The organism is Pseudomonas sp. PB101 (genome assembly GCF_009764265.1).
GTDB lineage: Bacteria > Pseudomonadota > Gammaproteobacteria > Pseudomonadales > Pseudomonadaceae > Aquipseudomonas.
Map to the genome: position 1 here is coordinate 14,030 of NZ_RWIR01000008.1, position 26,399 is coordinate 40,428.

The window sequence follows — 26,399 nt, forward strand, 5'->3', positions numbered from 1 at the left end:
ACTTTTGCGGTAAGAAGCAAACACCATAAGCCAGCCTTCGTGCTGGCTTATGCGTATTCAAGACATAACTATTTGGGAGTGACTGCAGAGCATGTTCCGTAATTCCTATATTCAGCAGAACTCTGATATCCAGGCCGCAGGCGGCCTGGTCCCGATGGTTGTCGAGCAGTCCGCTCGTGGCGAGCGCGCCTACGACATCTACTCGCGCCTGCTCAAGGAGCGAGTGATCTTTCTGGTTGGCCCGGTAGAGGACTACATGGCCAACCTGATCTGTGCGCAACTGCTGTTCCTTGAAGCGGAAAACCCGGACAAGGACATCCATCTCTATATCAACTCCCCAGGCGGTTCGGTGACGGCGGGCATGTCGATCTACGACACCATGCAGTTCATCAAGCCCAACGTATCGACCACCTGTATCGGTCAGGCGTGCAGCATGGGCGCATTCCTGCTGACGGCCGGTGCCCAGGGCAAGCGTTACTGCCTGCCAAACTCGCGAGTGATGATTCACCAGCCACTGGGCGGTTTCCAGGGCCAGGCGTCGGATATCGAAATCCACGCCAAGGAAATCCTCTTCATTCGTGAGCGCCTCAACACGTTGATGGCCAAGCACAGCGGGCGCACCCTTGAAGAAATCGAGCGCGATACCAACCGCGACAACTTCATGAGTGCAGAGGCTGCGCGCGAGTACGGCTTGATCGACGAAGTGATCAGTCAGCGCCCTGCGTAAAATAAGCAGCTCAAAATAGGGTTGGTCGGCGCGTCCGACACCTGCGGGCTTGAAAAAGCCCGCAATAGCCTTCATCTTGTGTTGCAAGCCTATCGGATTTGGATCGAACGAATGACTGACACCCGCAACGGCGAGGACAACGGCAAGCTGCTCTATTGCTCCTTCTGTGGCAAAAGCCAGCATGAAGTGCGCAAATTGATTGCCGGCCCCTCGGTCTTTATCTGCGACGAGTGCGTCGACCTGTGCAATGACATCATCCGCGAGGAGGTGCAGGAAGCACAGGCCGAGAGCAGCGCGCATAAATTGCCTTCGCCTAAAGAAATCAGCGGCATCCTTGATCAGTATGTGATTGGTCAGGAGCGTGCGAAAAAGGTTCTGGCCGTAGCGGTGTACAACCACTACAAACGTCTGAACCAGCGCGACAAAAAGAATGACGACGTCGAACTCGGCAAGAGCAACATCCTGCTGATCGGCCCGACAGGCTCGGGTAAAACCCTGCTTGCCGAAACACTGGCCCGCTTGCTGAACGTTCCGTTCACCATCGCTGACGCAACCACCCTCACCGAGGCGGGTTACGTGGGTGAGGATGTCGAGAACATCATTCAGAAGCTGCTGCAGAAATGCGATTACGACGTGGAAAAGGCCCAGATGGGCATTGTCTACATCGATGAAATCGACAAGATTTCGCGCAAGTCCGACAACCCGTCGATCACCCGGGATGTTTCCGGTGAGGGCGTGCAGCAAGCCCTGCTCAAGTTGATCGAAGGCACGGTCGCTTCCGTTCCGCCTCAAGGTGGTCGCAAGCATCCGCAGCAGGAATTCCTGCAGGTCGACACCCGTAACATCCTGTTCATCTGCGGTGGTGCGTTCTCCGGTCTGGAAAAGGTTATTCAAAACCGTTCCACCAAGGGCGGCATCGGTTTCAACGCGGAAGTGCGCAGCAAGGAAGAAGGCAAGAAAGTCGGTGAATCCCTGCGTGAAGTCGAGCCTGACGATCTGGTCAAGTTCGGTCTGATCCCGGAATTCGTCGGTCGTCTGCCGGTACTTGCGACGCTGGACGAGCTTGACGAGGCTGCGTTGATGCAGATCCTCACCGAGCCGAAAAATGCCCTGACCAAGCAGTATGCCAAGCTGTTCGAGATGGAAGGCGTTGATCTGGAATTCCGTTCCGACGCTCTGAAATCGGTCGCCAAGCGTGCCCTGGAGCGTAAAACCGGTGCCCGTGGCCTGCGTTCGATTCTCGAAGGTGTATTGCTCGACACTATGTATGAAATCCCCTCGCAATCGGAGGTGAGCAAAGTAGTGATCGATGAAAGCGTGATAGAAGGCAAGTCCAAGCCACTGTATATCTACGAAAACAGTGAGCCGACCGCCAAGGCCGCGCCAGACGCCTAAGCGTCACGCAGCTTGAACAAAGAAGGGGCCTTCGGGCCCCTTTTCTTTTCATGTGTTTTAACCCTGTCTTTGCGCTTGTTTTTTTTCAAGGCAGCCCCCATCTTGGTTTCAAGCTTACTTCCATCTGTTTACGGCCTTATGGCCGCCGTAGAGGCGAAATCATGAAGACAACCATCGAATTGCCTCTCCTGCCATTGCGTGATGTCGTGGTTTATCCGCACATGGTTATCCCGCTGTTCGTGGGGCGCGAGAAATCCATCGAAGCCCTCGAGGCTGCGATGACGGGTGACAAGCAGATTCTTCTGCTGGCCCAGAGAAACCCGGCTGACGACGATCCCGGCGAAGATGCCCTGTATCGCGTTGGTACGATTGCCACCGTTCTGCAGCTGCTGAAGCTGCCTGACGGCACCGTCAAGGTTCTGGTCGAGGGCGAGCAGCGCGGCGCCGTCGAGCGCTTCATTGAAGTGGACGGCCACTGCCGTGCCGAAGTCTCCCTGATCGACGAAGTGGACGCACCAGAGCGCGAGTCGGAAGTGTTCGTGCGCAGCCTACTGTCCCAGTTCGAGCAATATGTGCAGTTGGGCAAGAAAGTCCCGGCTGAAGTCCTGTCGTCGCTCAACAGCATCGACGAGCCAGGCCGCTTGGTGGATACCATGGCCGCGCACATGGCGCTGAAGATCGAGCAGAAGCAGGAAATCCTCGAAATCATCGATTTGTCGGCCCGGGTCGAGCACGTTCTGGCGTTGCTGGATGCCGAGATCGATCTGCTGCAAGTCGAAAAACGCATTCGCGGTCGCGTCAAAAAGCAAATGGAGCGCAGTCAGCGCGAGTACTACCTGAACGAGCAGATGAAGGCCATTCAGAAAGAGCTCGGCGACAGCGACGAGGGTCACAACGAAGTCGAAGAGCTGAAAAAGCGTATCGATGCCGCCGGCCTGCCGAAAGACGCGCTGGCCAAGGCCACGGCCGAGCTGAACAAGCTCAAGCAAATGTCGCCGATGTCTGCCGAAGCGACCGTGGTGCGTTCGTACATCGACTGGCTGGTTCAGGTGCCGTGGAAGGCCCAGAGCAAGGTGCGCCTGGATCTGGCGCGTGCCGAAGACATTCTTGATGCCGATCACTACGGCCTCGAAGAGGTCAAGGAACGCATCCTTGAATACCTCGCCGTGCAAAAACGCGTGAAGAAGATTCGTGGTCCGGTGTTGTGCCTGGTCGGTCCTCCAGGGGTGGGCAAGACCTCCCTGGCGGAGTCGATCGCGCACGCCACCAACCGCAAATTCGTGCGCATGGCCCTCGGCGGCGTGCGTGATGAAGCGGAAATTCGTGGTCATCGCCGTACTTACATCGGTTCGATGCCAGGAAGATTGATTCAAAAGATGACAAAAGTGGGTGTCCGCAACCCGCTGTTCCTGCTCGATGAAATCGACAAAATGGGCAGCGACATGCGTGGCGATCCGGCATCGGCGTTGCTGGAAGTGCTCGATCCGGAGCAGAACCACAACTTCAACGATCACTATCTGGAAGTCGATTACGACCTGTCCGATGTGATGTTCCTGTGCACCTCGAACTCGATGAACATCCCGCCGGCATTGCTGGACCGGATGGAAGTGATTCGCCTGCCGGGCTACACCGAAGACGAAAAGATCAACATCGCCGTCAAGTACCTTTCGCCGAAGCAGATCACTGCCAACGGTTTGAAGAAAGGCGAGCTGGAATTCGACGCCGAAGCGATCCGCGATATCATCCGTTACTACACCCGCGAAGCCGGTGTGCGTGGGCTGGAACGCCAGATTGCCAAGGTTTGCCGCAAGGCGGTTAAAGAGCATGCGCTGGAAAAACGCTTCTCGGTGAAGGTCACTGTCGACGATCTGGAACATTACCTCGGCGTGCGTAAATTCCGTTACGGCCTGGCCGAGCAGCAGGATCAGATCGGTCAGGTGACCGGGCTGGCGTGGACTCAGGTGGGCGGCGAACTGCTGACCATCGAAGCCGCTGTGGTGCCGGGCAAGGGCCAGTTGATCAAGACCGGTTCCCTGGGTGATGTGATGGTCGAGTCGATCACCGCAGCCTTGACCGTCGTTCGTAGCCGGGCGAAGAGCCTGGGGATTCCCCTGGACTTCCATGAGAAGCGCGACACGCATATCCATATGCCAGAAGGGGCGACCCCGAAAGACGGCCCCAGCGCGGGTGTAGGCATGTGCACGGCCCTTGTTTCGGCCTTGACCGGCATTCCGGTGCGCGCGGATGTTGCCATGACCGGCGAAATCACTTTGCGTGGCCAGGTGCTGGCGATTGGCGGTTTGAAAGAAAAACTGCTGGCTGCCCACCGTGGCGGAATCAAGACGGTGATCATTCCTGAAGAGAATGTGCGCGATCTCAAAGAGATTCCGGACAATATCAAGCAGGATCTACAGATTAAACCGGTTAAATGGATTGACGAGGTCCTGCAAATTGCGTTGCAATACGCGCCGGAGCCCTTGCCGGACGTGGCTCCGGAGATAGTCGCGAAGGATGAGAAACGCGACGCGGATTCTAAGGAAAGAATTAGCACGCATTAGTACGTATTTGCCTGGGGGGCTTCCTTGACAGTTTTTTAGAGCCCTTGTTATAAAGCGGCTCTTAAGTGTCTGTAGGCCATTCAGCACTCGTTTTTGCTTTAACCAAAAAAACTTAGAATCATACTCAAATAGATATAAGGGGACTTAGAGTGAACAAGTCGGAACTGATTGATGCTATCGCTGCATCCGCTGATATCCCGAAAGCTGCTGCTGGCCGTGCGCTGGACGCTGTAATCGAATCCGTCACTGGCGCTCTCAAGGCTGGCGACTCTGTTGTTCTGGTTGGTTTCGGTACTTTCTCCGTCACCGATCGTCCAGCTCGCATTGGTCGTAACCCACAGACCGGTAAGACGCTGGAAATCGCAGCAGCCAAAAAACCAGGTTTCAAAGCCGGTAAAGCACTGAAAGAAGCTGTCAACTAAGTTCGATTCAGGTTTTTACCCATCCGGGTCGGGGTCATGCCTGACTTGGCAGCGGAGCGGCAGTCCTGACTGCAGGTCGCCGGTTCAAGACACCGAGGGTCGCCAGTTCGAGCCCTCGATCCGCTCCGCCAGTTACGAGAAGGCGCATCCTCGGATGCGCCTTTCTTCTATCCGGATTCTACCCACGCTCCACGGTTGCCTAATTTTGAAGTTCAACCGTTTCTGGGGGACGCATGCTGCAGAATATCAGGGACAATTCACAAGGCTGGATTGCCAAGACTATTATCGGGGTCATCGTTGCACTGATGGCCTTGACCGGTTTCGACGCCATTTTTCAGGCCACGACGCACAAGAATGACGCGGCGAAGGTCAATGGTGAAGAAATCAGCCAGAACGAGCTGAGCCAGGCGGTCGATATGCAACGCCGCCAGCTCATGCAACAGCTGGGCAAGGATTTCGATGCTTCCTTGCTGGACGAGAAAATGTTGCGCGAATCGGCTCTCAAGGGCCTGATCGATCGCAAGCTGCTGCTGCAAGGCGCAGAGCAATCGAAATTCGCTTTTTCCGAAGCGGCACTTGATCAGGTCATCCTGCAAACACCAGAGTTTCAGGTTGACGGCAAGTTCAGCCCCGAGCGTTTCGACCAGGTGATTCGCCAACTCGGCTATAGCCGCATGCAATTCCGCCAGATGCTGGCCCAGGAAATGCTGATCGGTCAGCTGCGCGCCGGCCTGGCGGGCAGCGGTTTCGTGACCGATGCGCAAGTGCTGGCATTTGCCCGTCTGGAAAAACAGACCCGCGATTTCGCCTCGCTGAACATCAAGGCTGACCCGGCGGCTGTGAAGCTGACCGACGAAGAGGTCAAAGCCTATTACGACGAACACGCCAAGGAGTTCATGACCCCGGACCAGGTGGTCATCGATTACCTCGAGCTGAAGAAGGCTTCCTTCTTCGATCAGGTCAGCGTCAACGACGAAGACCTGCAAGCGGCCTATCAGAAAGAAATCGCGAACCTGTCCGAGCAACGCCGGGCTGCGCACATTCTGATTGAAGTGAACGACAAGACCACCGAGGCGCAAGCCAAGGCGAAGATCGACGAGATCCAGGCCCGTCTGGCCAAGGGTGAGCAGTTCGAGGCGCTGGCCAAGGAATTCTCCCAGGATCCGGGTTCGGCGAACAACGGCGGCGACCTCGGTTATGCCGGTCCTGGCGTCTACGACCCGGCGTTCGAAAAAGCCCTGTATGCGTTGACCAAGGATCAGGTATCCGCACCGGTTCGCACTGATTTCGGTTTCCACCTGATCAAGCTGTTGGGTGTGGAAGCACCTGAAGTGCCAACCTTCGCCAGCCTGAAAGACAAGCTGACCCGTGCTCTGAAAACCCAGCAGGTCGAGCAGCGTTTCGTCGAGGCGAGCAAGCAACTGGAAGACGCGTCGTTCGAAGCGTCCGATCTGGCTCAGCCGGCGCAGGACCTGAAACTGACCGTGCAGACGTCCAAGCCGTTCGGCCGTGAAGGTGGCGAGGGTATTGCAGCCAATCGTGCCGTGATCACTGCCGCGTTCAGCCCTGAAGTGCTGGATGAGGGTGCCAACAGCACCGCCATCGAGCTCGATCCGGAAACCGTGGTCGTGTTGCGTGCCAAGGAGCACCTGAAGCCTTCGCAACTGCCGCTGGAAAGCGTTGATGGCCCGATCCGTGCGCAACTGGCCAAGGAACACGCCAGCGCCGAAGCCAAGACCAAGGCTGAAGCCCTGATCGCTGGCCTGCGCGATGGCAAGACCCCGCTGGATCAGGCGGTCGACGGTCAGGCCTGGAAAGTCACCGAAGCGGCGACCCGCGCTCAGGAAGGGGTTGACCCAGCCGTGCTGCAAGCGCTGTTCCGCATGGCCAAGCCTGCGGCCAAGGACAAGCCGACCTTCACCAGCGTCACGCTGGCGGATGGCAGCCTGATGATCGTGCGTCTCAATGGCGTGAACGAAGCTGCGGCACCGACTGACGAAGAGAAAGCGCAGTATCGTCGCTACCTCGCTTCGCGCATCGGCCAGCAAGACTTTGCGGCGTATCGCAAACAGCTGGAAAGCCAGGCGGACATCAAGAAGTTCTGATGCCTGACCAGGTTTGACGCTGCACAGGAGACCCCGGCCGAAACGCCGGGGTCTTTTTGTTTGGCCGTACGTCATTTGCCGCGGTGACTTTTGCGCAAAACCGGGGTCAATCAGCCTGTAACCGTTTTAAGACACAATCGATGCTCCGCTAAGCATCGATCTGTTGCACAATATGCCCCGAACCGTTTTCCTCAGGATGTTCAATGTTTAAATCACTTCCCATGCGGGTTGTCGGGATGGCAGCCGTGCTCGCCATCGCGGCTGGTTGTTCATCGAACAAAAGCGCCATCTACGAGCATGAGAACTTCGACGATTCCGGCACCTTCTCGCGCAACTATCCGGTCACCGATGCCCAGAGTTGTGAAGCCGTCCGTCGCGCCCTGCTCAGCCAGGGCTACATCATCACCAGCAACGATTCGAAGCTGGTCAGCGGTCACAAGAGCTTCCAGCAAACCGGGGAAAACCACATGGAGATCAGCTTCAGTGTGGTCTGTGCCGATGACGGCAGCGAAGGGCATCACGCAACCGTGTTTGCCAACGCCCTGCAGGATCGTTATGCGCTGAAGAAAACCAACAACTCCGCCAGTCTCGGTGTGGGTGTGCTGGGCTCGGTGTCGATGCCGATCGGTTCATCGGACGATTCGATGGTCAAGGTCGCCAGCGAGACTGTATCGTCGGCCAAGTTCTACGAGCGTTTCTTCGCACTGGTCGAGCTGTTCCTGCCGCCGGAAGCGAAAAAGGCCGCGCACATCACCGAAAAACCGAAAACCGACCTGGGCATGCCTGAAGTCAAGGCGGCACCGGCACCGCTCGCGCCTGCCCCCGTAGCGGCACCCACCTCGGAGCCTGCTGCCGCTGTGGTTGCGCCTGCACCTGTTGAAGTAGCACCTGCGGCCTCCGAACCGCTTGCCCCACCGCCCGAAGCGGCGCCGATCACTCCGGCCGAGAGTGCAGAGCCTGCACAGTCCTCGGAGATCATCACGCCACCGTCGAACCCGAGTGACTTGCCGCCGCCGAGCGAACCCATTCCGGCGATGCCTGTCTCCGGCCAGTGAAGGCGACAGCACAGGATCGGATGAGCCGATCCTGCGAGCGCCCCACTGATTGACCTGCATCAGGCAAGTCCGCTGTTCTGCGGTTTCCCGCAAAAAAAACCGATGATAAATTCCTGACCAGCTGCTACGTTTTATTCAGTAGCGACGGAGTGTCGTGCCCGCGTCATTTTTCTTTCACACGGGCACTTTATTCTCAGGGGACAGGTCATTTATTCAGGCGTTTTTTCAAGACGGGTTGGGGGATTCAAAAATGGACGATTATCAAGAAGAGCTGCTCGAGTATCAGGCGTTCGAACTGGACCCACTGGAGCCTGCGGAAGACGCCACCGAGCTTTGAGCGTCAGGCGGATTGGCGATGGCTGCGGCGAAATTCGCCGGGTGTCTGCCCGTTCCAGCGTTTGAATGCGCGTTGAAACGCCTCGGCTGAGGCAAAGCCCAGCAGGTAGGCGATCTCTCCGAACGCCAGTTCCGTGTCGCGTATGTACGTCATGGCCAGGTCGCGTCGGGTGTCGTTGAGAATCGCACGAAATTGCGTGCCTTCTTCGACGAGCCGGCGGCGCAAGGTCCAGGTCGGCAGCTTCAGGCGCGCCGCCACCTCTTGCAGGTCGGGCTCCCGGCCACCGTTGAGCAAGGGTCCCAGCAGCGCAATGATCCGCTCACGCAGGCTGCGGGTGCGTGTCAGTCGTTCCAGCTCCTGCTCACACAGTTGCAGCAAATGCCGCCAGGTGCTCGGGCAATGCTCGGCGTTGCGCTGGGCAAGACTGGCCAGGCTCAAGCGCAGTTGATTGCGTTCGCTACCAAACTGAATCGGACAGTCCCCCAAAACATCATAGGCCGAGCGGTAACCGGGTTCTTCGAATTCGATCTCGATACGTTCGGCGCGCAGCGGGACAGGGCTGACACTGGATAACTGCTGCAGCCAGCCGGCGACGATCGAGTCCACCACGAAGCGGTTGTAGGCGTTGTAGGGGCTGATCGAATAGAAACGCAGCCACGCGCCCCGGGCGTCTTCGTGAAAGCTGGATTGACCGCGATAGTTCGAGCCATACAAGGCTTCGAATCTAATCAGACAGCGCGCGGCCTCTCGGACTGTCGGTGCCTGGGCGGCGGTGACGCCTGCGAGGCCGATCTGGCTCAGGCGACTGAGCTGACCCATGCGCAAGCCCAGGGCCGGGTTGTCGGTCAGTTGAATGGCGCTGTGACCCAGGCGCATGTAGCGCGGTATCGACAGTCTGGCACCGGCCTCGCTCAGTCGCGCGGCATCGAGACCGTATTGATCGAGCAGTGGTTGCGGATCGATGCCATGACTGCGCACGGCATCGGCCAGGCTATGGACAAAACCCACCGACAGATCGCCCAGGCGCATGGGCTGCGGTTTCATGGCTTACAACCAGAGGTTCAGCAAGCGCGCACCCTGGGCGTTGCCATCGGCGAAGTGCTGGCCGTTGCGACTGAGAAAACTGTGCCCGGCGCTGCCCTGATCCCAGAACTGGCCCCGCAGGAACACACTCATGCCTGCAACTGCCTGACTGTCCGGTACCCGGGTCGCGAGGTTCAGGCGCTGCCAGGCCTGGCCTTCGCTGACCTCTCCAGGCTTGAGGGTGACCTGCGCCGGCTCCGATGAGCTCCTGTAGCCGCGCCACGGCTGCTCCCAGGTGCCTCGGCCGGCGACAAAGGCCGGTACCGCAACCAGCTGGACATTCTGGTCGTTGAGCTTGAGGTAGTTTTCCGGGTACCAGCTGTCGTGGCCGATCAATACGCCCAGTCTTCCTGCGGGGGTATCAACGACGTTGAGCGACCGCTCGGCGTTCGCCTTGATCCCGCTCTGTTCGGCGAAGAAGGGGTGCATCTGGCGCTGGGGCTGGCCGATCGGCAGGCCGTCGTTGTTGAAGACCACGCTGCTGTTGTAGAGCGCGCCGCGACCTGTTTTCAAGGTGCCATCGACGATGCTCGGCTCGGGCAGCACGATGGAGCCCGCGACCAGCGTCACGTGGAATTCCCTGGCCAATCCGCCGAACAATGCCTGGTAGTCCCTGGCCATCGCCTTGGCTTTCATGCGCAGGTGCGCATCGTCCAGGCGGTTGCCGCCGTCGGCGCTGATCAGCGCCCTGGCGAACTTCAGGGGATTGCTCACCGCCAGCCAGTTCATGGCTTCCTTGAGAGAGCTGGCCTGATACAGCTCATCCTTCTCGCCGCTGACCATCAACCAGGTACCGACGTGTTCCGGCAATACCACGACGGTCTTGCCGTTCAACAAGCCCTGGTCCCGGGCCGCTTGCAAATAGGCCGCGAGCTTGCGGTGCAAACGCTCGGGGCTTTGATAATCGGTAGGAAACAGTTCGGGCTGAATGCCCAGCAGATTGCCACGGTCCGCAGGCGTGCCCTGGTCGACAGCCAGGTTGATCCGCAGGTCTGAAAGGTAATGACCCACCGGCCGGTCGGCGGCCCACATCGCGTAGGTCGTGAGGGCGGCGAGCAATGCCATGGAGAATGTCAGGTACAAGAGTTTGCGCATGGGGACACAGTTTACAGTCTGGAGACGGGCGTGGCTTTTGATTTGAAAGCGGATCGAGGATAAATGGAATCAAAGGCTGGGTGGGCACTTTTCAACGCTGATGTATTTTTTGGCTTTCACTGGCGTGGAGGTCACACGATCTCTTGTAGGAGCCGGCAAGCCGGCTCCTACAGGTATTGCGCGGTCCCTTGTGGGAGCGAGCTTGCTCGCGATGGTCGTTAACGATAACGCGTGTGAACCGGATAAACGCGGCGCTCTTGAGTCCATCGCCGGCAAGCCGGCTCCTACAGGGTTTGGAGGTCACACAGTCCCTTGTAGGAGCGAGCCTGCTCGCGATGGACGTCAACGATAACGCGGGTGAACTGGATGGACGCGGCGCTCTTGAGTCCATCGCCGGCAAGCCGGCTCCTACAGGTCTGTGTGCGTTACTAGTTGGTGACCAGCAGTTCCGGGCCGAGGTATTCGTTGATCTGCTCGATATCGTCGTCGCCCAGGCTGCCCACCGAAGAGGCCAGGCGCAGGCGCGACATCAGATAGCGCAACTTGGCGTCGAACAGGTCGTGACGCGCAACGAAGAGCAGCTCTTCGGCATTGAGGACATCCGAGTTGGTGCTGGTGCCACCTTCCTTGAAGCCCTTGCGTGACGATGCCAGAGAGCGTTCGTTGGACGCTACCGCCTTCTCCAGTGCGCGAATGCGTTTGGCGCCGCTCAGGATGCCTTGATACTCACGGGTGGTTCCGGTGATGACTTCCTGGCGCGCGGCGTCAAGTTCATCCAGGGCTTTATCACTATTGGCGGCGGCCTGGCGCGTCAGTGCGCTGACGCCGCCACCGCTGTACAACGGAATATTGACTTCCAGCCCGACCGAGCCGTAGTGGTTGCGTTGATTCAACTCGGAGAGCGACTGGCTTTCGCCCGCCGTGTAACCAGCGATGAAATCCAGGGTTGGCCAGTGGCCGGCCCTGTTGCGCTTGACCTCTTCTTCGGCGAGGTCGCGGCTGTAACGGCGTGCATGGATCAGCGGGCTATCGGCCTGGGCCTTGACCAGCCAGTCCTGCAGGTTGCTCGGCAGCAGCGGTGGTGTATCGAAGCTCGGGCGCAAGGTGGTCAGTGATTCCGGGGTTTCGCCGATGTATTCCTCAAGCTTGCGGCGCGCGTTGACCAGGTTGTCCTGGGCTTCGATCAGTTCGGCTTCGGCGAGGTCGCGGCGAGCGAGCGACTCGTCGATGTCGGTAATGGTGCCTGCCCCCAACTCCATGCGCCGTTTCGCCGAGGCGAGTTGTTCATCGAAGGCGCTCAGCTTGGATTTGGCCAGGGAAATGGTTTCGCTGGCCAGCAGCACATCGAAATAGCTTTCGGCCAGGCGCACCGCAGCATCCTGGCTCTTGGCATCGAATACGGCGTTGCTGTAGTCGGCACGCTGATGACCCTGGCGGTACTCGGCCATTTTCTGTTTGTTGAACAAAGGCTGGCGCAGGCGCACGTTGGCGCCCTTGGAGTCGTAGTGCAGATCGTTGTCGATGTTGTTTTGGCTTTGCGAGCCATTGACCTTGTTGTTGTAGCCCGAGGCATTGATCTGTGGCAGCAGGCCGGCCTTGCCGATGGCGCGGTTTTCGCCGCCGGCTTGTTTTTCATGCACGGCGGCCTGGTAGATAGGGCCCTGGTATTGCAACAGATCCCAGGCTTGCTTGAGATCCATGGCATCGGCAGGCAGGGCCAGCCCGAGCAGGCAGTAGAGCAGGCAATGACGGTCCATTTCATTGTTCCTTGAATGAGCTGTCCACACGTTCGAGCATTGGTTTAAGAAGATAGCTCATCATGTTGCGTTCGCCGGTTTTGATGGTGACGCTGGCAGGCATGCCAGGGCGAATGTGATTGGTACCCAGCAGGCTCATGCCGTCGGGCGTGACTTCTACCTGGGCCAGATAGAACGGTTGCTTGCTTTCCTCGTCCATCAGGCGGTCGGCGGAGATGGTCTTCACGCGGCCGGGGATGTTGGGTGTCTTGGCATGGTTGAAGGCCGGGAACGAAATGTCCACGGGCAACCCGGGCACCATCTTGTCGATGGCCTGCACGGGAATCATCGCGTCGACCTGCAGCGGCTGGTCGAGCGGAACGATTTCCATGATCTTGAAGCCGGGTTGAATGACCCCGCCGACCGTGGCGATGCTCAGGCCCTGGACCACGCCGTCGATCGGCGAGCGAATCACCGTGTGGGTCACTTCATAGTCGAGTGCGCGCAAGCGGTCGGCCAATGTGGTGTTTTCCTTGGCGGTTTCCGTCAGCTGCGATTCGACTTCCTTCAGGTAATCGTGCTGACGCTGCAGGATGCGCAGCTTGATCTCGGTGGTCTGGCTGCGTATGCGCGCGATGTTGTTGAGGTTCTCGGCCTGACCGGCGGAGAGGTCGGCGTTGCTGCGTTCCAGCTCGAGCAGGCGGTTGCGTGGCACATAGCCTTCGGCCGACAGCACGCGGGTGCCTTGCAGTTCCTGATTGAGGAAGTTGATCTGCGAGGCGCGGGCGGCATAGACCTGCTGCAGGCCCTTTTGCTGCACTGCCGATGCCGCGAGGTTCTCCTGCAGGATGCTGATTTCGCCAGCGAGTCCGGCACGACGGGTGTCGAGCAGGCGCTGCTGCAGATCCATGGCGGCCTCCAGTCGGTAATCGCCCTTGAAGCGCTTGAGCAGCTCGGGGTCGAAGGCCACCACATCGCGACCGTCACGCTCCGCTTCCAGGCGGTTTTCCACGGTCTTGCTGACGATGTACTGGGCGCTGATCGCACCCTCTTCGGCAGCGGCACGCAACGAGTCGAGGCGAACCACCTCCTGTCCTTTTGTCACCAGGTCGCCTTCGCGAACCAGGATGGCCTCCACGGTGCCGCCGCTCAGGTGCTGTACGGCTTTGCGATTGCTGGTGACTTTGACTGTGCCGGTCGCGACCACGCCGGCATCCAGCGGTGCCAGCCAGGACCACAGGAGGAAGCCGCCGAAGCCGGCGAGCACCAGCCACACGCCCCAACGCGCGGGCCTGGCGACGTCCAGATCGACGACGCTGCGCGGATCGGCAGGAATCATTTCGGTATGTTGGCTCAATTGCATGATCGGTCACTCCCGTGCTTTGACGGAGGCCAGCGGAGTCGACGCGCCTGCAGGCATCACACTGGCCTTGCGCAGCGCTGCGAATACTTCATCGCGGGTGCCAAGCATCTGCACGCCGCCGTCACGCAGCATCAGCACCTTGTCGACGGCGCAGAGTACGTTGGGACGATGGGAAATCAGGATGACGGTGGCGCCACGGCTCTTGAGTTCGGCCAGCGCATCGACCAGGGCCTTTTCGCCGACGTCATCGAGGTTGGCGTTGGGTTCGTCCAGCACGATCAGATTAGGCTCGCCATACAGTGCGCGGGCCAAGGCGATGCGTTGCTTCTGGCCACCGGAAAGCGGGCTGCCATCGGTGCCCAGGCGGGTGTCATAACCCTGCGGGAATCGCAGGATCATCTCGTGCACGCCAGTGATCTTGGCGGCGCGGATGACCGCTTCGCTGTCCACGTCGCCAAAGCGCGCAATGTTGTCGGCGATGTTGCCTTCGAACAGCTCCACGTCCTGTGGCAGATAACCCAGCCAGGGGCCGAGTTCGCCCTTGTTCCAGGTGAAAATGTCCGCGCCGTCCAGGCGCACCTTGCCGGCCTGCGTCGGCCAGACGCCAACCAGCAGGCGGGCGAGGGTGGATTTGCCCGAGGCGGACGGGCCGATGATGCCAAGGCTTTCGCCGGGCACAAGGCTGAAACTCACGCCGCGCAGAATCGTGTTGGTAGTGCCGGGGGCGCCTGCATACACATTCTCTACCGCCAGCATGCCCATTGGCCGCTGCAGCGACATGCTCGGTGGCCGGCGCGGGTAATCGGTCAACATTTCATTGAGCCGGCCCCAGGCGGAACGGCAGCCCAGCAGTTGCTTCCACGATGCGATGACCTGTTCCACCGGACCCAGTGCGCGGCCGGTGAGGATCGAGCAGGCAATCATCATTCCCGGGGTGATCTTGCCTTCGATCGCCAGCAGTGCGCCGGCACCAAGGATCAGCGATTGCAGGGTGATCCGCACGAAGCGCCCGGTGCTGCTGATCAAGGCTGCGCGGTCGGAGGCCAGGGTCTGCATTTCCAGAATGCGCAAATGGCTCATGTACCAGCGCTTGCTGATCGACGGCAGCATGCCCATGGCCTCGATGACCTCGGCATTGCGCAGGTTGTTGTTGGCGTATTGGGCGGAGGACATGGCGGCCTGGTTGGCTTCGGCGAGCGGCTTCTGCGTCGCCTTTTCCGTGAGATAGGCCAGGCCCATCAGAATCAGCGAGCCGACCAGCGTGAGCAGCCCGAGCAACGGGTGGATCAGGTAGGCGACCAGCAGGTAGATCGGCGTCCAGGGTGCATCGAAGAACGCGAACAGGGAGTTGCCGGTGACGAACTGGCGAACCTGTGAGAGATCCTGCAGGGCCTGGGCCGGATTGCCGCCGGCGCGACTCAGGTTGCGCTCGAATGCGGCGTTGAAGATGCGCCGGTTGAGGTCCATGTCGAGGCAGTTGCCAACGCGGATCAGGACCTTGGTGCGGACCATCTCCAGCGTGGACATCAGCAGGAACAGACCGACCACCAACACAGTCAGCATCGTCAGCGTCGTGACGTTGCGACTGACCAGGGCTCGATCGTAGACCTGCAGCATATAAATAGCTGGCGTCAACATCATGACGTTTATCACGCCACTGAACGCGCCCAGTGTGTAAAAGCTGCGGCGCATGCGAAAGAGCGCGTCGGCCAGTTCGGAACGGATGCTCGACTGCTGGGGCATGGTGATCCTCCCACTTCGAAAAGCCGGTTGCCCATATGGCGCAACAGCTAACAGTAAATGTAGTTCCTTTAAGCGCTTATGCACACGCAGGCTGGTCGCTCTGTGGATGGCGAGTCTTCCGAAATCTCTGCGTTGCTCCCTTATGCAGGAGCGTAGGTGGCGGCGAAACACTCCGAAATAACATTTCGCTCTATACCTGCACTCGGATTCCTATATGTCTTTTAAAAACAGCTAGTTGAGAGGCTTGTCACCAGTCGTCTGTTTTAACGACGTAATATTGACAAAGGTTTGCTATGGAACTTTAGTCTTAGTTATCGGGGGCCCCGCCCGCCTGAAGCTTGCCAGCGGTTTGGCGACGCAAGGCGCGGTGATTTCCCGGAAGGAGCAGAGCATGTTGATCATTGCGTTCTTTCGCAGAGTGAAGGGGCTTCCCAGCAAGTTCGCCTTTACCTCCTGTTTCCATGGCCCGCCCAGGGCTCGTATCCGCTTTGCCTGACCGTTCGGCGGGCAATTCACTACGCGAATTCCAGGCGCGTATCCCGGGTCCCGGGTAACGCCAGCTCTCTCGCTAAAAACAAGACCAAAAAACTGCACAAGCCAGCATTTGACTTGGCGCGGGTGGACCTTCTCGTCCCGTGCCTTTACCCAAATAGATCGAGGGCAATCCAAAATGGCCAATTTCAACAAGTCGGACCTGGAGTTCATCCTCAAGCAAATCTTCATCGCGGAGGCGAATGCCGACGGCACCAGCCTCAGTGATTTGCTACCCAACAGTCAGGTGCCATTCGGCCTGCGTACCGTCGATGGCAGCCTGAACAACCTGGTCACCGGCCAGAGTGAGTTCGGCGCCGCGGACAACGCCTTCCCGCGCCTGCTTGAACCCTCGTTCCTGCCGGACTATGTCGGGACAGGGACGGTGTTCGACCCGCAACCACGGATCATCAGTAATCTGATAGTCGATCAGACCGCCAACAACCCGGCGGCCTATGCCTCAGCTTTCGACCCCGGCCTGGACGGAGTGCTCAACTTCGGTGTGGTGGGCGCGGGTAATGACGACGTCCTCAAGGATGGCGTGGAGATCGTCTCCAGCCCCGGTCTGGACGGGGTGTTCGGCACGGCCGATGACAAGGATGTGTTCTTCTTTCCCAACCAGTCGGCAGACGCCGGCCTGACCGCCGGCTTCAACTCGTGGATGACGTTCTTCGGTCAGTTCTTCGACCACGGCCTCGACCTGGTCACCAAGAGCGCTACCGACCTCGTATTCATTCCGCTGCAACCGGACGATCCGTTGTTCGTACCGGGCAGCCCGACCAACTTCATGGTGCTCTCACGTGCGGTGCGTACCGCCGGCGCGGACGGCGTAGTCGGCACTGCCGATGATGGCCAGAGCAATACCACCTCGCCGTTCGTCGACCAAAGCCAGACCTACAGTTCGCACCCCTCGCATCAGGTGTTCCTGCGCGAGTACGTCCTCAACGCGGCAGGTGACCCTGTGGCAACGGGGAACCTGATTTCCAACCGCGACCTCGGTGCCGATGGCATCTTCGGCACTGCGGACGATGGCGCCGGTGATGGCATGGCCACCTGGGCAGTGGTCAAGGCCCAGGCCCGTGACATGCTCGGTATCAACCTGACCGACGCCGATGTGCACAACGTGCCGTTACTGGCAACCGATGCCTACGGCAACTTCATCCGCGGGCCTAACGGCATGCCGCAGGTGGTGATTCGCGTCAGCAACGGTGCCGACGGCATCGCCGGCACGGCGGATGACGTCACTCAACTGGTCGAAGGCAACCGCGCAGCGCCCATCAGTCTGACCAATGCCGTGAGCACCGGCCACGCCTTCCTCGACGACATCGCGCACAATGCCGCGCCGGTCGTCGTTGGCGGGGTTCTGCAGGCGGATGGCGACGCCCTGGTCGGTAACGCGCAGCCCACTGGCCCGACCGGCAACAACCTGACCTATGACAACGAACTGCTCGACGCCCACTACATTGCCGGCGACGGCCGGGCCAACGAGAACATCGGCCTGACCACCGTGCACCATGTGTTCCACTCCGAACACAACCGTCTGGTCCAGCAGTCCAAGGACACCATCCTGGCCTCCGGCGACCTGGCCTTCCTCAATCAGTGGCTGGCTGACGACGTGACCGCAATACCGACTACACCTGCCGGGATCGCGGCGTTGGTGTGGGACGGCGAACGCCTGTTCCAGGCCGCCAAGTTCGGTACCGAGATGCAGTACCAGCACCTGGTGTTCGAAGAGTTCGCGCGGACCGTGCAGCCGCAGGTCGACGAGTTCCTCGCGCCCAACGGCTACGACACCTCGATCAACCCGGCGATCCTCGCCGAGTTCGCCCACGTGGTGTACCGCTTCGGTCACTCGATGTTGACCGAGACCGTCGATCGCTTCGACCCTGCGTTCAATCCGCTGCTCACTGATCCGAACAATCCGGACTCGCAACTGGGCCTGATCGCGGCCTTCCTCAACCCGCTGGCGTTCGCCGGCAGCGGTGCGACCGCAGACGAGGCGGCAGGTGCGATCATTCGTGGCGTGACCCGCCAGCTCGGCAACGAGATCGACGAGTTCGTCACTGAAGCCTTGCGCAACAACCTGCTCGGTCTGCCGCTCGATTTGCCGGCCCTGAACCTGGCGCGTGGTCGCGACACTGGCATCCCCACGTTGAATGAAGCGCGTCGTGACATGTACGGAGCGACCGGCGACAGCCAGCTGAAGCCGTACATCAGTTGGGCTGACCTGGTGGACCACCTCAAGCACCCCGAGTCGCTGGTCAACTTCATCGCGGCCTATGGCACACATAGCTCGATTACGTCGGCGACCACGCTGGCAGACAAACGCGCTGCTGCCCTGGCGCTGGTCTTCGGTGGCGCGGGTTCGCCTGCCGACCGCCTGGACTTCCTCAATAGCACCGGTGCCTGGGCCAACGTAACGCAGGCCGGCGCGGATGGGGTAGTGGGTACCGCAGACGACGTGACGGGCGTGACGATCACCGGGCTCGACGACGTCGATTTCTGGGTCGGTGGCCTCGCCGAACAGAAAATGCCGTTCGGCGGCATGCTCGGCTCGACGTTCAACTTCGTGTTTGAAACCCAGCTGGAAGCGTTGCAGAACGGCGACCGCTTCTACTACCTGTCACGTACCGCGGGCCTGAACTTCGGCACTGAGCTTGAGAACAACTCGTTTGCCAAGTTGATCATGCTCAACAGCGATGTCACCCACCTGTCGAACACCGTGTTCCTGACACCGACCTTCACTCTCGAAGTGAATCAGGCCAACCAGTTCACCGGCCTTGGCGTGGGTGGCCACGACGATCCGACCGGCGGCATCATGATCAACGGCGTGGAAGTCGTGCCGCTGGTGATTCGCGACAACCCCGACACCCCCGGTGCGGACACCAATTACCTGCAGTACACCGGTGAAGATCATGTGGTCATGGGCGGCACCGCCGGCAATGACATCATCATTTCCGGTGATGGCGATGACACCGTTTACGGCGACGCCGGCAACGACCGCCTCGAAGGCGGTGCGGGGAACGATGCGGTGCTGGGCGGCGATGGCGATGACATCATCAGCGACTCGTTCGGCGACAACCGTCTGGAAGGTAATGCCGGTAACGATGTGATCGTGGCGGGCAGCATGTTTGCTTTAGGCAACCTGATCCTGGGTGGCGATGGCCAGGACTTCATCATCACCACTGAAGACATCACCACCACTTTCGGTGGCCAGGGTGACGACTTCATCCTCGGTGCCAAGACCAACCTGCCACCGACCGGTAACGAAGGTGATGACTGGATCGAGAAAGGCACCCAGGACGGTGCGCCAGGCGATAACTTCTCGCCGCTGCTCAATGACGACATCATCGGCAACGATATCTTTGTCGGTGGCGGTGGCTTCGACGAAATGATCGGCGAGGGTGGCGATGACATCTTTGTCGGCAGCGATGCCCAGGACAAGATGGACGGCATGTCCGGCTTCGACTGGATCACCTACAAGAATGACAAGGTTGGCGTGACCGCTGACCTGAGCCTGGCCGCGCTGGCGCAGCCACACGGCAACGCGCCAAACCAGAACGCCGGGGTATTCAATCCGGTCGGCGCCTCGCCGGCCTCGATTCTCGACCGTTTTGCCGAGGTCGAGGGTTTGTCCGGTTCGAGCTTCGGCGACGTGCTCAAAGGCGATGATGTCGATGCCGACACCATCATCAACCACGGTGGTGCCACGGGCAGTGCACTGACCAATGTCGCGCTGATCCGCGGACTGGATCAGTTCCTGGCCGATGCCGGCTTGCCGGTTACCGGCTTTGCCACTGGCAACATCATCCTTGGCGGCGATGGCAGTGACCTGATCGAAGGTCGCGGTGGTGACGACCTGATCGACGGTGACAAATGGATCAACGTCAGGATTGCCGTTTATGCCCCTGGCGACGTCAACCATACGGGCCCTGAGGTCGCCTCCTTCGACAGCATGGTCGATATGATCCCGTTCATGATCGACGGTACCATTAACCCCGGTCAGCTCAAGGCCGTGCGGGAAATCATGCCGGGTACCTCGACGGGCGGGGCGGCCTTCGACACCGCCATTTACTCCGGGGTTGCCTCCGAGTACACGGTTACCGTTGATGACCGCGGCACGGTCGATCTGGCGGACGATGTCTATACGGTGACAGATAGCGTAGCGGGCCGCGACGGCACCGATACCCTGCTGCATATCGAACGCCTGCAGTTCTCCGATGAGCAGCAAGTGCTGGTACCGGGGCTCAATGCCCAGCCGACTGGCAGTCCGGCTGTCATCGACGGCAACGGCGGTGCGATAGTCGTGGGCGACACGCTGACGGTCAACGTGAACGCGTTGCGCGATGCCGACAACATCACGGCGGGTAATCCGCTGGGCTTGATCAATAGCTCGGTGTCCTACTACTGGCAGTTCGAGTCAACGCCAGGCAGCGGCGTTTTCGAGGACATCATCCTCTTGCCGGCCGGCGACCTGGCATTCCAGAGTGCCGACGGCACCACGTTCAAGGTCTCTCCCGACCTTGCCGGGTTGTCGTTGCGGGTCAAGGCGATCTACCAGGATGCTCATGGCACCACTGAAGTGTTGTTCTCTGAGCCGACTGGTGTAGTAGCTCCCGGCACGCCGGTGGTACCGACGGCGCCAGTACCTGTGGTGGATGCCAGCGCGGGTGGCGCGGGCCTGCACATGGTCCGCTCCGACCTCAACTTCATTCTTGACCAGATCAAGATTGCCGAGGCTGAAGCGTCTGGTCAGGACATCCTCTCGCTGATCCCGAACATTCGCGCGCCGTTGGGCCTGCGTGCGGTCGACGGGTCGAACAACAACCTGATGAACCTCAATGGCCACAACAACACCGAGTTTGGTGCCGCCGACAACGTCTTTCCGCGCTTGAGCGATCCGGTCTTCAATCCGGCGGAAGGTGTGCCTGCCGGCTTCTTCGGCCCCGGCTCGCCGGCCGTCCCTGGATCGTCGTATGCGCAGAACGCCGGCAATGTGTTTGACTCGCAGCCGCGCACCATCAGTAACCTGATCTCCGACCAGACGTCGAACAACCCGGCGGCCTATGCCGCGGCCCACGACGTGGGCGCGGACGGCGTGCTCAACTTCGGCGCGGTGGGTAACGACGACGTGCTCAAGGATGGCGTACGGGTAGTCGCCAGCCCTGGCCTGGACGGTCAGTTCGGTACTGCCGACGACCAAGATGTGTACATGTTCGAGAACACCGCGGCGGACGCAGGCTTGTCCGCGCCGTTCAACTCCTGGATGACGTTCTTCGGGCAGTTCTTCGACCATGGCCTGGACCTGGTGACCAAAGGCGGTTCGGGCACCATCTTCATCCCGCTGCAACCGGATGATCCACTGTTTGTGCCGGGCGGCAACACCAACTTCATGGTGGTGACCCGCGCGACCAACCTGCCTGGGGCGGATGGCATTCTCGGCACGGCCGATGACATCCATGAGCAAACCAACACCACGACGCCGTTCGTGGACCAGAACCAGACCTATAGCTCGCACCCGTCGCACCAGGTGTTCCTGCGCTCCTATGATCTTACCGCTGACGGCCCCGTCGCCAACGGCAGGTTGATCACTAACCGTGACCTGGGCGCGGATGGCACATATGGTACCGCGGACGACGTCGAAATCGGGGGCATGGCGACCTGGAAGGTAGTCAAGGCTCAGGCCCGCGACGTTCTGGGCATCAACCTGACGGATGCCGACGTCGGTAACTCCCCACTGTTGGCGACAGACGCCTATGGCAATTTCATCAAGGGGCCGAACGGCTTCCCGATGGTTGTGATGAGGGGGGCTGACGGCATTGGTGGTACGGCGGATGACGTGCTTGTCGAAGGCGATCCGACTTCCCCCATCAGCCTGACCACTGCTGTGCGTACCGGTCACCAGTTCCTCGTCGACATCAACAACAATGCCGCACCAGTAATCGTCGGTGGGGTTCTGCAGGCGGATACCGACGCCCTTGTCGGTAATGCGCAGCCCACTGGCCCGGCCGGCAACAACCTGACCTATGACAACGAACTGCTCGACGCTCACTACATCGCTGGCGACGGCCGGGTCAACGAGAACATCGGCCTGACCGCGGTGCATGCGATCTTCCACTCCGAGCACAACCGTCTGGTCCAGCAGACCAAGGACACCGTGCTCGATTCGGGTGACGTGACCTTCCTCAACGAGTGGCTGCTCAATCCGGTGGCAGCATTGCCAACCACCCAGGCCGAGTTCGATGCGCTGCAGTGGAATGGCGAGCGCTTGTTCCAGGCTGCCAAGTTCGGCACCGAGATGCAGTATCAACACCTGGTGTTCGAGGAGTTTGCGCGGACCATCCAGCCTAACGTTGACCTGTTCTTCGCTCCGACCCAGGTCTATGACGTCGACCTCGATCCCTCGATCGTCGCCGAGTTCGCCCACACCGTGTACCGGTTCGGCCACTCGATGCTGACCGAGACGGTCGATCGCTACGACATCGACTTCAACGTGGTGGGCGATCCGGCCAGCGCCAATCCCGATCAGCAACTGGGCTTGATCGCGGCGTTCCTCAACCCGTTGGCGTATGCCGCCAGTGGCGTGTCGCCAGAGGATGCGACCAGTGCGATCGTGCGCGGGGTGACCCGGCAAGCCGGTAACGAAATCGACGAGTTCGTCACCGAGGCGCTGCGTAACAACCTGCTCGGCCTGCCGCTCGACCTGCCGGCGATCAACATCGCCCGTGGCCGCGACGTAGGGATTCCTTCACTCAACGCGTTCCGTCGCGACATCTACAGCCAAACCGGTGACACCCAACTCAAGCCGTACAACAGCTGGGTCGACCTGGTGCAGCACCTCAAGCATCCAGAGTCGTTGATCAACTTCATCGCGGCCTACGGTACGCATGCCTCGATCACGTCGGCGATCACGATGGATGCCAAACGCGATGCAGCCCTGGCACTGGTGTTCGGTGGTGTGGGTGCCCCGGCTGACCGCCTGGACTTCCTCAACGGTACCGGTGCCTATGCCAACGTGACGCTGCCCGGCAGGGATGGAGTGCTGGGTACTGCCGACGACCTGAAGGGAGTGACGGTCACGGGCGTCGATGCTATCGATATGTGGATTGGCGGCCTTGCCGAACAGAAAACGCCGTTCGGCGGCATGCTCGGCTCGACCTTCAACTTCGTGTTCGAGAACCAGATGGAAAAACTGCAGGACGGCGATCGCTTCTACTACCTGGAGCGTACCTCTGGCCTGTCGATGAATGCCGAGCTTGAAAGCAACTCGTTCGCCAAGCTGATCATGGCCAACACCTCGGCCACGCACTTGCCGGGCCTGGTGTTCTCGACCCCGGGGCTCTACCTGGAAGTGGACCCAGGCAAGCAATTCAACGAAGGCCTGCTCGCGGTCGATCCACTTGGCCCGAACGGCGAACAGGTGGTGTTCCGCGACAACCCGCTGACCGTGGGCGCGGACACCAACTACATCCGCTACAGCGGTGACGAGCACATCGTGCTGGGTGGTACCGACGGCAACGACATCCTCATCTCCAGTGAAGGCGACGACACGGTCTGGGGCGACGGCGGCAACGATCGCATCGACGGTGGTGACGGCAACGACCAGCTGCGTGGCGGCGCTGGCGACGACATCATCACCGACACCGGTGGTGACGATAACATCCAGGGTGGCGACGGCAACGACGTGCTGCACGGCGGCAATGGCGTCAACCTGATCATTGGCGGGTTCGGCAGCGACTTCATCGTCACCGGTGAAGACGCCTCCGAAGCGATTGGTGGCCAGGGCAACGACTTCATCCTGGGCAGCAAGGCCAACGAACAGGACATGGGTAACGAAGGCGACGACTGGATCGAGAAGGGCACCTCGGACGGTGCACCTGGTGACAACTTCGATCCGCTCGGCAACGATCCGGTGATCGGCAACGATGTATTCGTCGGCGGCAACGAGAACGATAAGTTCAACGGCGAAGGCGGCGACGACATCATGGTTGGCAGCCTCGGCTTCGGTGACCGCTATATCGGCGGCTCGGGCTATGACTGGGCGACCTTCAAGGATCTCGCCCAGGGCGTGACCATCGATTACAGCGACCGCTTCTTCGATGTGCCACCGATGCCGGGTTCGGGAGCCTCGGCGCTGGTGCGCTTCGACATCATGGAAGGCCTGTCGGGTTCGACACACGGTGACTTCCTGCGCGGTGATAACGAAGACGCGACATCGCTACCTACCGCGGGTGCAACCGGCAGTGTGCTGACCAACATCAGTCTGATCAACGGCCTGTCCGATCTGCTGGCAGCCGGAGCGACGTTCTACGACGGCGGCAACATCATCCTCGGTGGTAGCGGCAGCGACCTCATCGAAGGTCGCGGCGGTGACGACATCATCGATGGTGACAAGTGGCTGAACGTACGCATCAGCGTACGGGCGAACGCTGATGGTACCGGCGCGGAAATCGCCAGTTTCAACAGCATGGAGCCGCTGGTGCCGTTTATGCTCAACGGTACCTACAATCCGGGCCAACTGGTCGTCGTGCGGGAGATTCTGGCCGGCACTGACAACTTCGACACCGCGGTGTATTCCGGTAATGCGTCGGAGTACACCGTCACGCTCGATGGTAATGCCGTCGTCGTGACCGACCTGGTGGCGGGCCGTGATGGTGTCGATCGTCTGACGGGCATCGAGCGTCTGCAGTTCTCTGACCAGGCGCAGGCGACCGGAGTGGGCACCGCTGTGAACAGTGGACCTGTGGGGCGTCTGGCAATTCTCGACGCTACTACCGGTGCGCGTGACGATACGCCTGTCGCCGGTCAGTTGCTGCGGGTCAGCAGTCAGTCGATCCGCGACCTGGACAGCGTGAGTGCAACCAATGCGACCGGTGCGGTTACCGGTCCCGTGTCTTACTACTGGCAAGTCGAAAACGTTGCTGGCTCGGGTGTCTATGAAGACATCACCTTCGTCGCCGCAGGCGAGGTATCGCGGGCGATCGGCGCCACCTACCGGGTGGCGGATGATGTCGCCGGCCTGAACATCCGTGTTCGGGCGGTGTATCAGGATGGCAATGGCACGCTGGAGTTTGTCTCCTCGTCGGCGAACAACACACCGACGGCAGGGCCAACCGTCACCGGGCTTGCAACACAGAACCAGGTGTTGACCGCCGACCCGTCGAGCATCATCGACGTCGATGGCCTCAGCAATCCGCAGTTCACCTTCCAGTGGCAGGTGACCAACGGGGTTACCTTCGTCAACATCGCCGGTGCCACCGGCAGCACGCTTACGCTTGGCCAGGCTCAGGTCGGCAACCAGGTGCGCGTGGTGGTCAGTTACGTGGATGACTTCGGTGTCGCTGAAAGCGTGCCGTCCGATGCCACGGCGCCGGTGGTCAACGTCAACGATGCACCGACAGGTGCGTTGCTGATCAGCGATACCACACCGACTCAAGGGCAGGTGCTGACCGCACAGACGGCCGCGATTGTCGATCCGGACGGCGTGGGCGCATTCAGCTACCAATGGCAGCAAGGTACCGGGACTACCTTCACCAACATCGCTGGCGCAACGGGCGTGAACTTCACTCCGGGTGCGGGGCAGATCAACCAGCAAATCCGGGTGATCGCGCGCTACACCGATGGCTTCGGCACGCTGGAGTCGGTGACCTCTGCGGCGACGGCGCTGGTCGTGCTGCTGGGTGCGGTGCAAACGGGTGACGCCCTGGCGAATACCCTCAACGGTACCGCCGCTAGCGATGTGCTGTTTGGCCTGGCCGGAAACGATACGCTCAATGGCCTGGGGGGTGTCGACCAGTTGTTTGGCGGCATCGGCAACGACGCTCTCAACGGCGGGGACGGCAACGACTTCCTCAATGGCGAGGACGGCAATGACGTGCTCAATGGCGGTGCGGGTAATGACCAGATGGTGGGTGGCATCGGCAACGATGGCTACATCGTCGATTCAGCCGGCGACCTGCTGGTCGAGTTGACGGGTGAGGGTGAGGATTCCGTACAAACCACGCTTGCCAGCTTCACGCTGGGCGCCAATGTCGAACATCTGCTCTACCTCGGAGCCGGCAACTTCGTCGGCACCGGCAACGCGTCGAACAACGTCATGACCGGTGGGGTGGGTAATGACCGCCTCAACGGCGGTGACGGCAACGACACATTACTGGGTGGCCTTGGCAACGACATCCTCACTGGCGGAGCGGGTAATGACCGGATGGTGGGTGGCGTCGGCAACGATGGCTACATCGTCGATTCAGTC

General features: G+C 60.2%; 13 protein-coding genes. 8 read left to right on the forward strand and 5 right to left on the reverse strand.

The genetic code is table 11. The features are described 5' to 3' along the window. Window positions 1-91: 91 nt before the first annotated feature. The 7 genes from clpP to EI969_RS30200 all read left to right on the forward strand — a co-directional run bounded on the left by clpP (window position 92) and on the right by EI969_RS30200 (window position 8,599). Window positions 92-727 (forward strand): ATP-dependent Clp endopeptidase proteolytic subunit ClpP, encoded by a 636-nt coding sequence (gene clpP, locus EI969_RS02710; protein ID WP_007970761.1) that lies wholly within the window; start codon window positions 92-94, stop codon window positions 725-727. Window positions 728-838: 111 nt separating this feature from the next. Next, a complete protein-coding gene (gene clpX / locus EI969_RS02715) occupies window positions 839-2,122 on the forward strand; it encodes an ATP-dependent Clp protease ATP-binding subunit ClpX (RefSeq protein WP_007982210.1) in 1,284 nt (427 codons plus the stop codon). Window positions 2,123-2,283: 161 nt separating this feature from the next. Then, window positions 2,284-4,680: an endopeptidase La gene (gene lon / locus EI969_RS02720; RefSeq protein WP_150715926.1), complete on the forward strand. Its 2,397-nt coding sequence runs from the start codon at window positions 2,284-2,286 to the stop codon at window positions 4,678-4,680. A gap of 149 nt (window positions 4,681-4,829) precedes the next feature. Next, window positions 4,830-5,102, forward strand: a complete 273-nt coding sequence (locus EI969_RS02725; RefSeq protein WP_002552737.1) for an HU family DNA-binding protein — start codon at window positions 4,830-4,832, stop codon at window positions 5,100-5,102. A 233-nt stretch (window positions 5,103-5,335) separates the two neighbouring features. Then, on the forward strand, window positions 5,336-7,207 hold the full coding sequence (locus tag EI969_RS02730; protein WP_160385809.1) for a SurA N-terminal domain-containing protein: 1,872 nt from the start codon (window positions 5,336-5,338) through the stop codon (window positions 7,205-7,207). Window positions 7,208-7,410: 203 nt separating this feature from the next. Next, window positions 7,411-8,262: a DUF2242 domain-containing protein gene (locus EI969_RS02735; RefSeq protein ID WP_160385810.1), complete on the forward strand. Its 852-nt coding sequence runs from the start codon at window positions 7,411-7,413 to the stop codon at window positions 8,260-8,262. Window positions 8,263-8,416: 154 nt separating this feature from the next. Continuing rightward, entirely contained in the window at window positions 8,417-8,599 is a 183-nt protein-coding gene (locus EI969_RS30200; protein ID WP_178120525.1) for a hypothetical protein, read from the forward strand. A 3-nt stretch (window positions 8,600-8,602) separates the two neighbouring features. Here EI969_RS30200 and EI969_RS02740 read toward each other — a convergent pair whose 3' ends face one another. The 5 genes from EI969_RS02740 to EI969_RS02760 form a co-directional block, all read right to left on the reverse strand. After that, window positions 8,603-9,643 (reverse strand): AraC family transcriptional regulator, encoded by a 1,041-nt coding sequence (locus tag EI969_RS02740; protein WP_160385811.1) that lies wholly within the window; start codon window positions 9,641-9,643, stop codon window positions 8,603-8,605. 3 nt (window positions 9,644-9,646) lie between these two features. Further along, on the reverse strand, window positions 9,647-10,777 hold the full coding sequence (locus tag EI969_RS02745) for a carbon-nitrogen hydrolase family protein (protein WP_160385812.1): 1,131 nt from the start codon (window positions 10,775-10,777) through the stop codon (window positions 9,647-9,649). Window positions 10,778-11,205: 428 nt separating this feature from the next. Next, window positions 11,206-12,534, reverse strand: coding sequence for a TolC family outer membrane protein (locus EI969_RS02750; protein ID WP_160385813.1), 1,329 nt, complete (start codon window positions 12,532-12,534; stop codon window positions 11,206-11,208). Window position 12,535: 1 nt separating this feature from the next. Next, on the reverse strand, window positions 12,536-13,876 hold the full coding sequence (locus EI969_RS02755; RefSeq protein ID WP_160385814.1) for an HlyD family type I secretion periplasmic adaptor subunit: 1,341 nt from the start codon (window positions 13,874-13,876) through the stop codon (window positions 12,536-12,538). 6 nt (window positions 13,877-13,882) lie between these two features. Then, window positions 13,883-15,619 (reverse strand): type I secretion system permease/ATPase, encoded by a 1,737-nt coding sequence (locus tag EI969_RS02760; protein ID WP_160385815.1) that lies wholly within the window; start codon window positions 15,617-15,619, stop codon window positions 13,883-13,885. A 670-nt stretch (window positions 15,620-16,289) separates the two neighbouring features. Here EI969_RS02760 and EI969_RS02765 point away from each other — a divergent pair. After that, window positions 16,290-26,399 (forward strand): peroxidase family protein (locus tag EI969_RS02765; protein WP_160385816.1); only part of this gene is annotated, 10,110 nt, incomplete at its 3' end.

Coding starts and splice junctions, on each gene's coding strand:
- clpP (WP_007970761.1), top strand. CDS start 92: ATGTTCCGTAATTCCTATATTCAGCAGAACTCTGATATCCAGGCCGCA.
- clpX (WP_007982210.1), top strand. CDS start 839: ATGACTGACACCCGCAACGGCGAGGACAACGGCAAGCTGCTCTATTGC.
- lon (WP_150715926.1), top strand. CDS start 2,284: ATGAAGACAACCATCGAATTGCCTCTCCTGCCATTGCGTGATGTCGTG.
- EI969_RS02730 (WP_160385809.1), top strand. CDS start 5,336: ATGCTGCAGAATATCAGGGACAATTCACAAGGCTGGATTGCCAAGACT.
- EI969_RS02735 (WP_160385810.1), top strand. CDS start 7,411: ATGTTTAAATCACTTCCCATGCGGGTTGTCGGGATGGCAGCCGTGCTC.
- EI969_RS02740 (WP_160385811.1), bottom strand. CDS start 9,643: ATGAAACCGCAGCCCATGCGCCTGGGCGATCTGTCGGTGGGTTTTGTC.
- EI969_RS02745 (WP_160385812.1), bottom strand. CDS start 10,777: ATGCGCAAACTCTTGTACCTGACATTCTCCATGGCATTGCTCGCCGCC.
- EI969_RS02750 (WP_160385813.1), bottom strand. CDS start 12,534: ATGGACCGTCATTGCCTGCTCTACTGCCTGCTCGGGCTGGCCCTGCCT.
- EI969_RS02755 (WP_160385814.1), bottom strand. CDS start 13,876: ATGCAATTGAGCCAACATACCGAAATGATTCCTGCCGATCCGCGCAGC.
- EI969_RS02760 (WP_160385815.1), bottom strand. CDS start 15,619: ATGCCCCAGCAGTCGAGCATCCGTTCCGAACTGGCCGACGCGCTCTTT.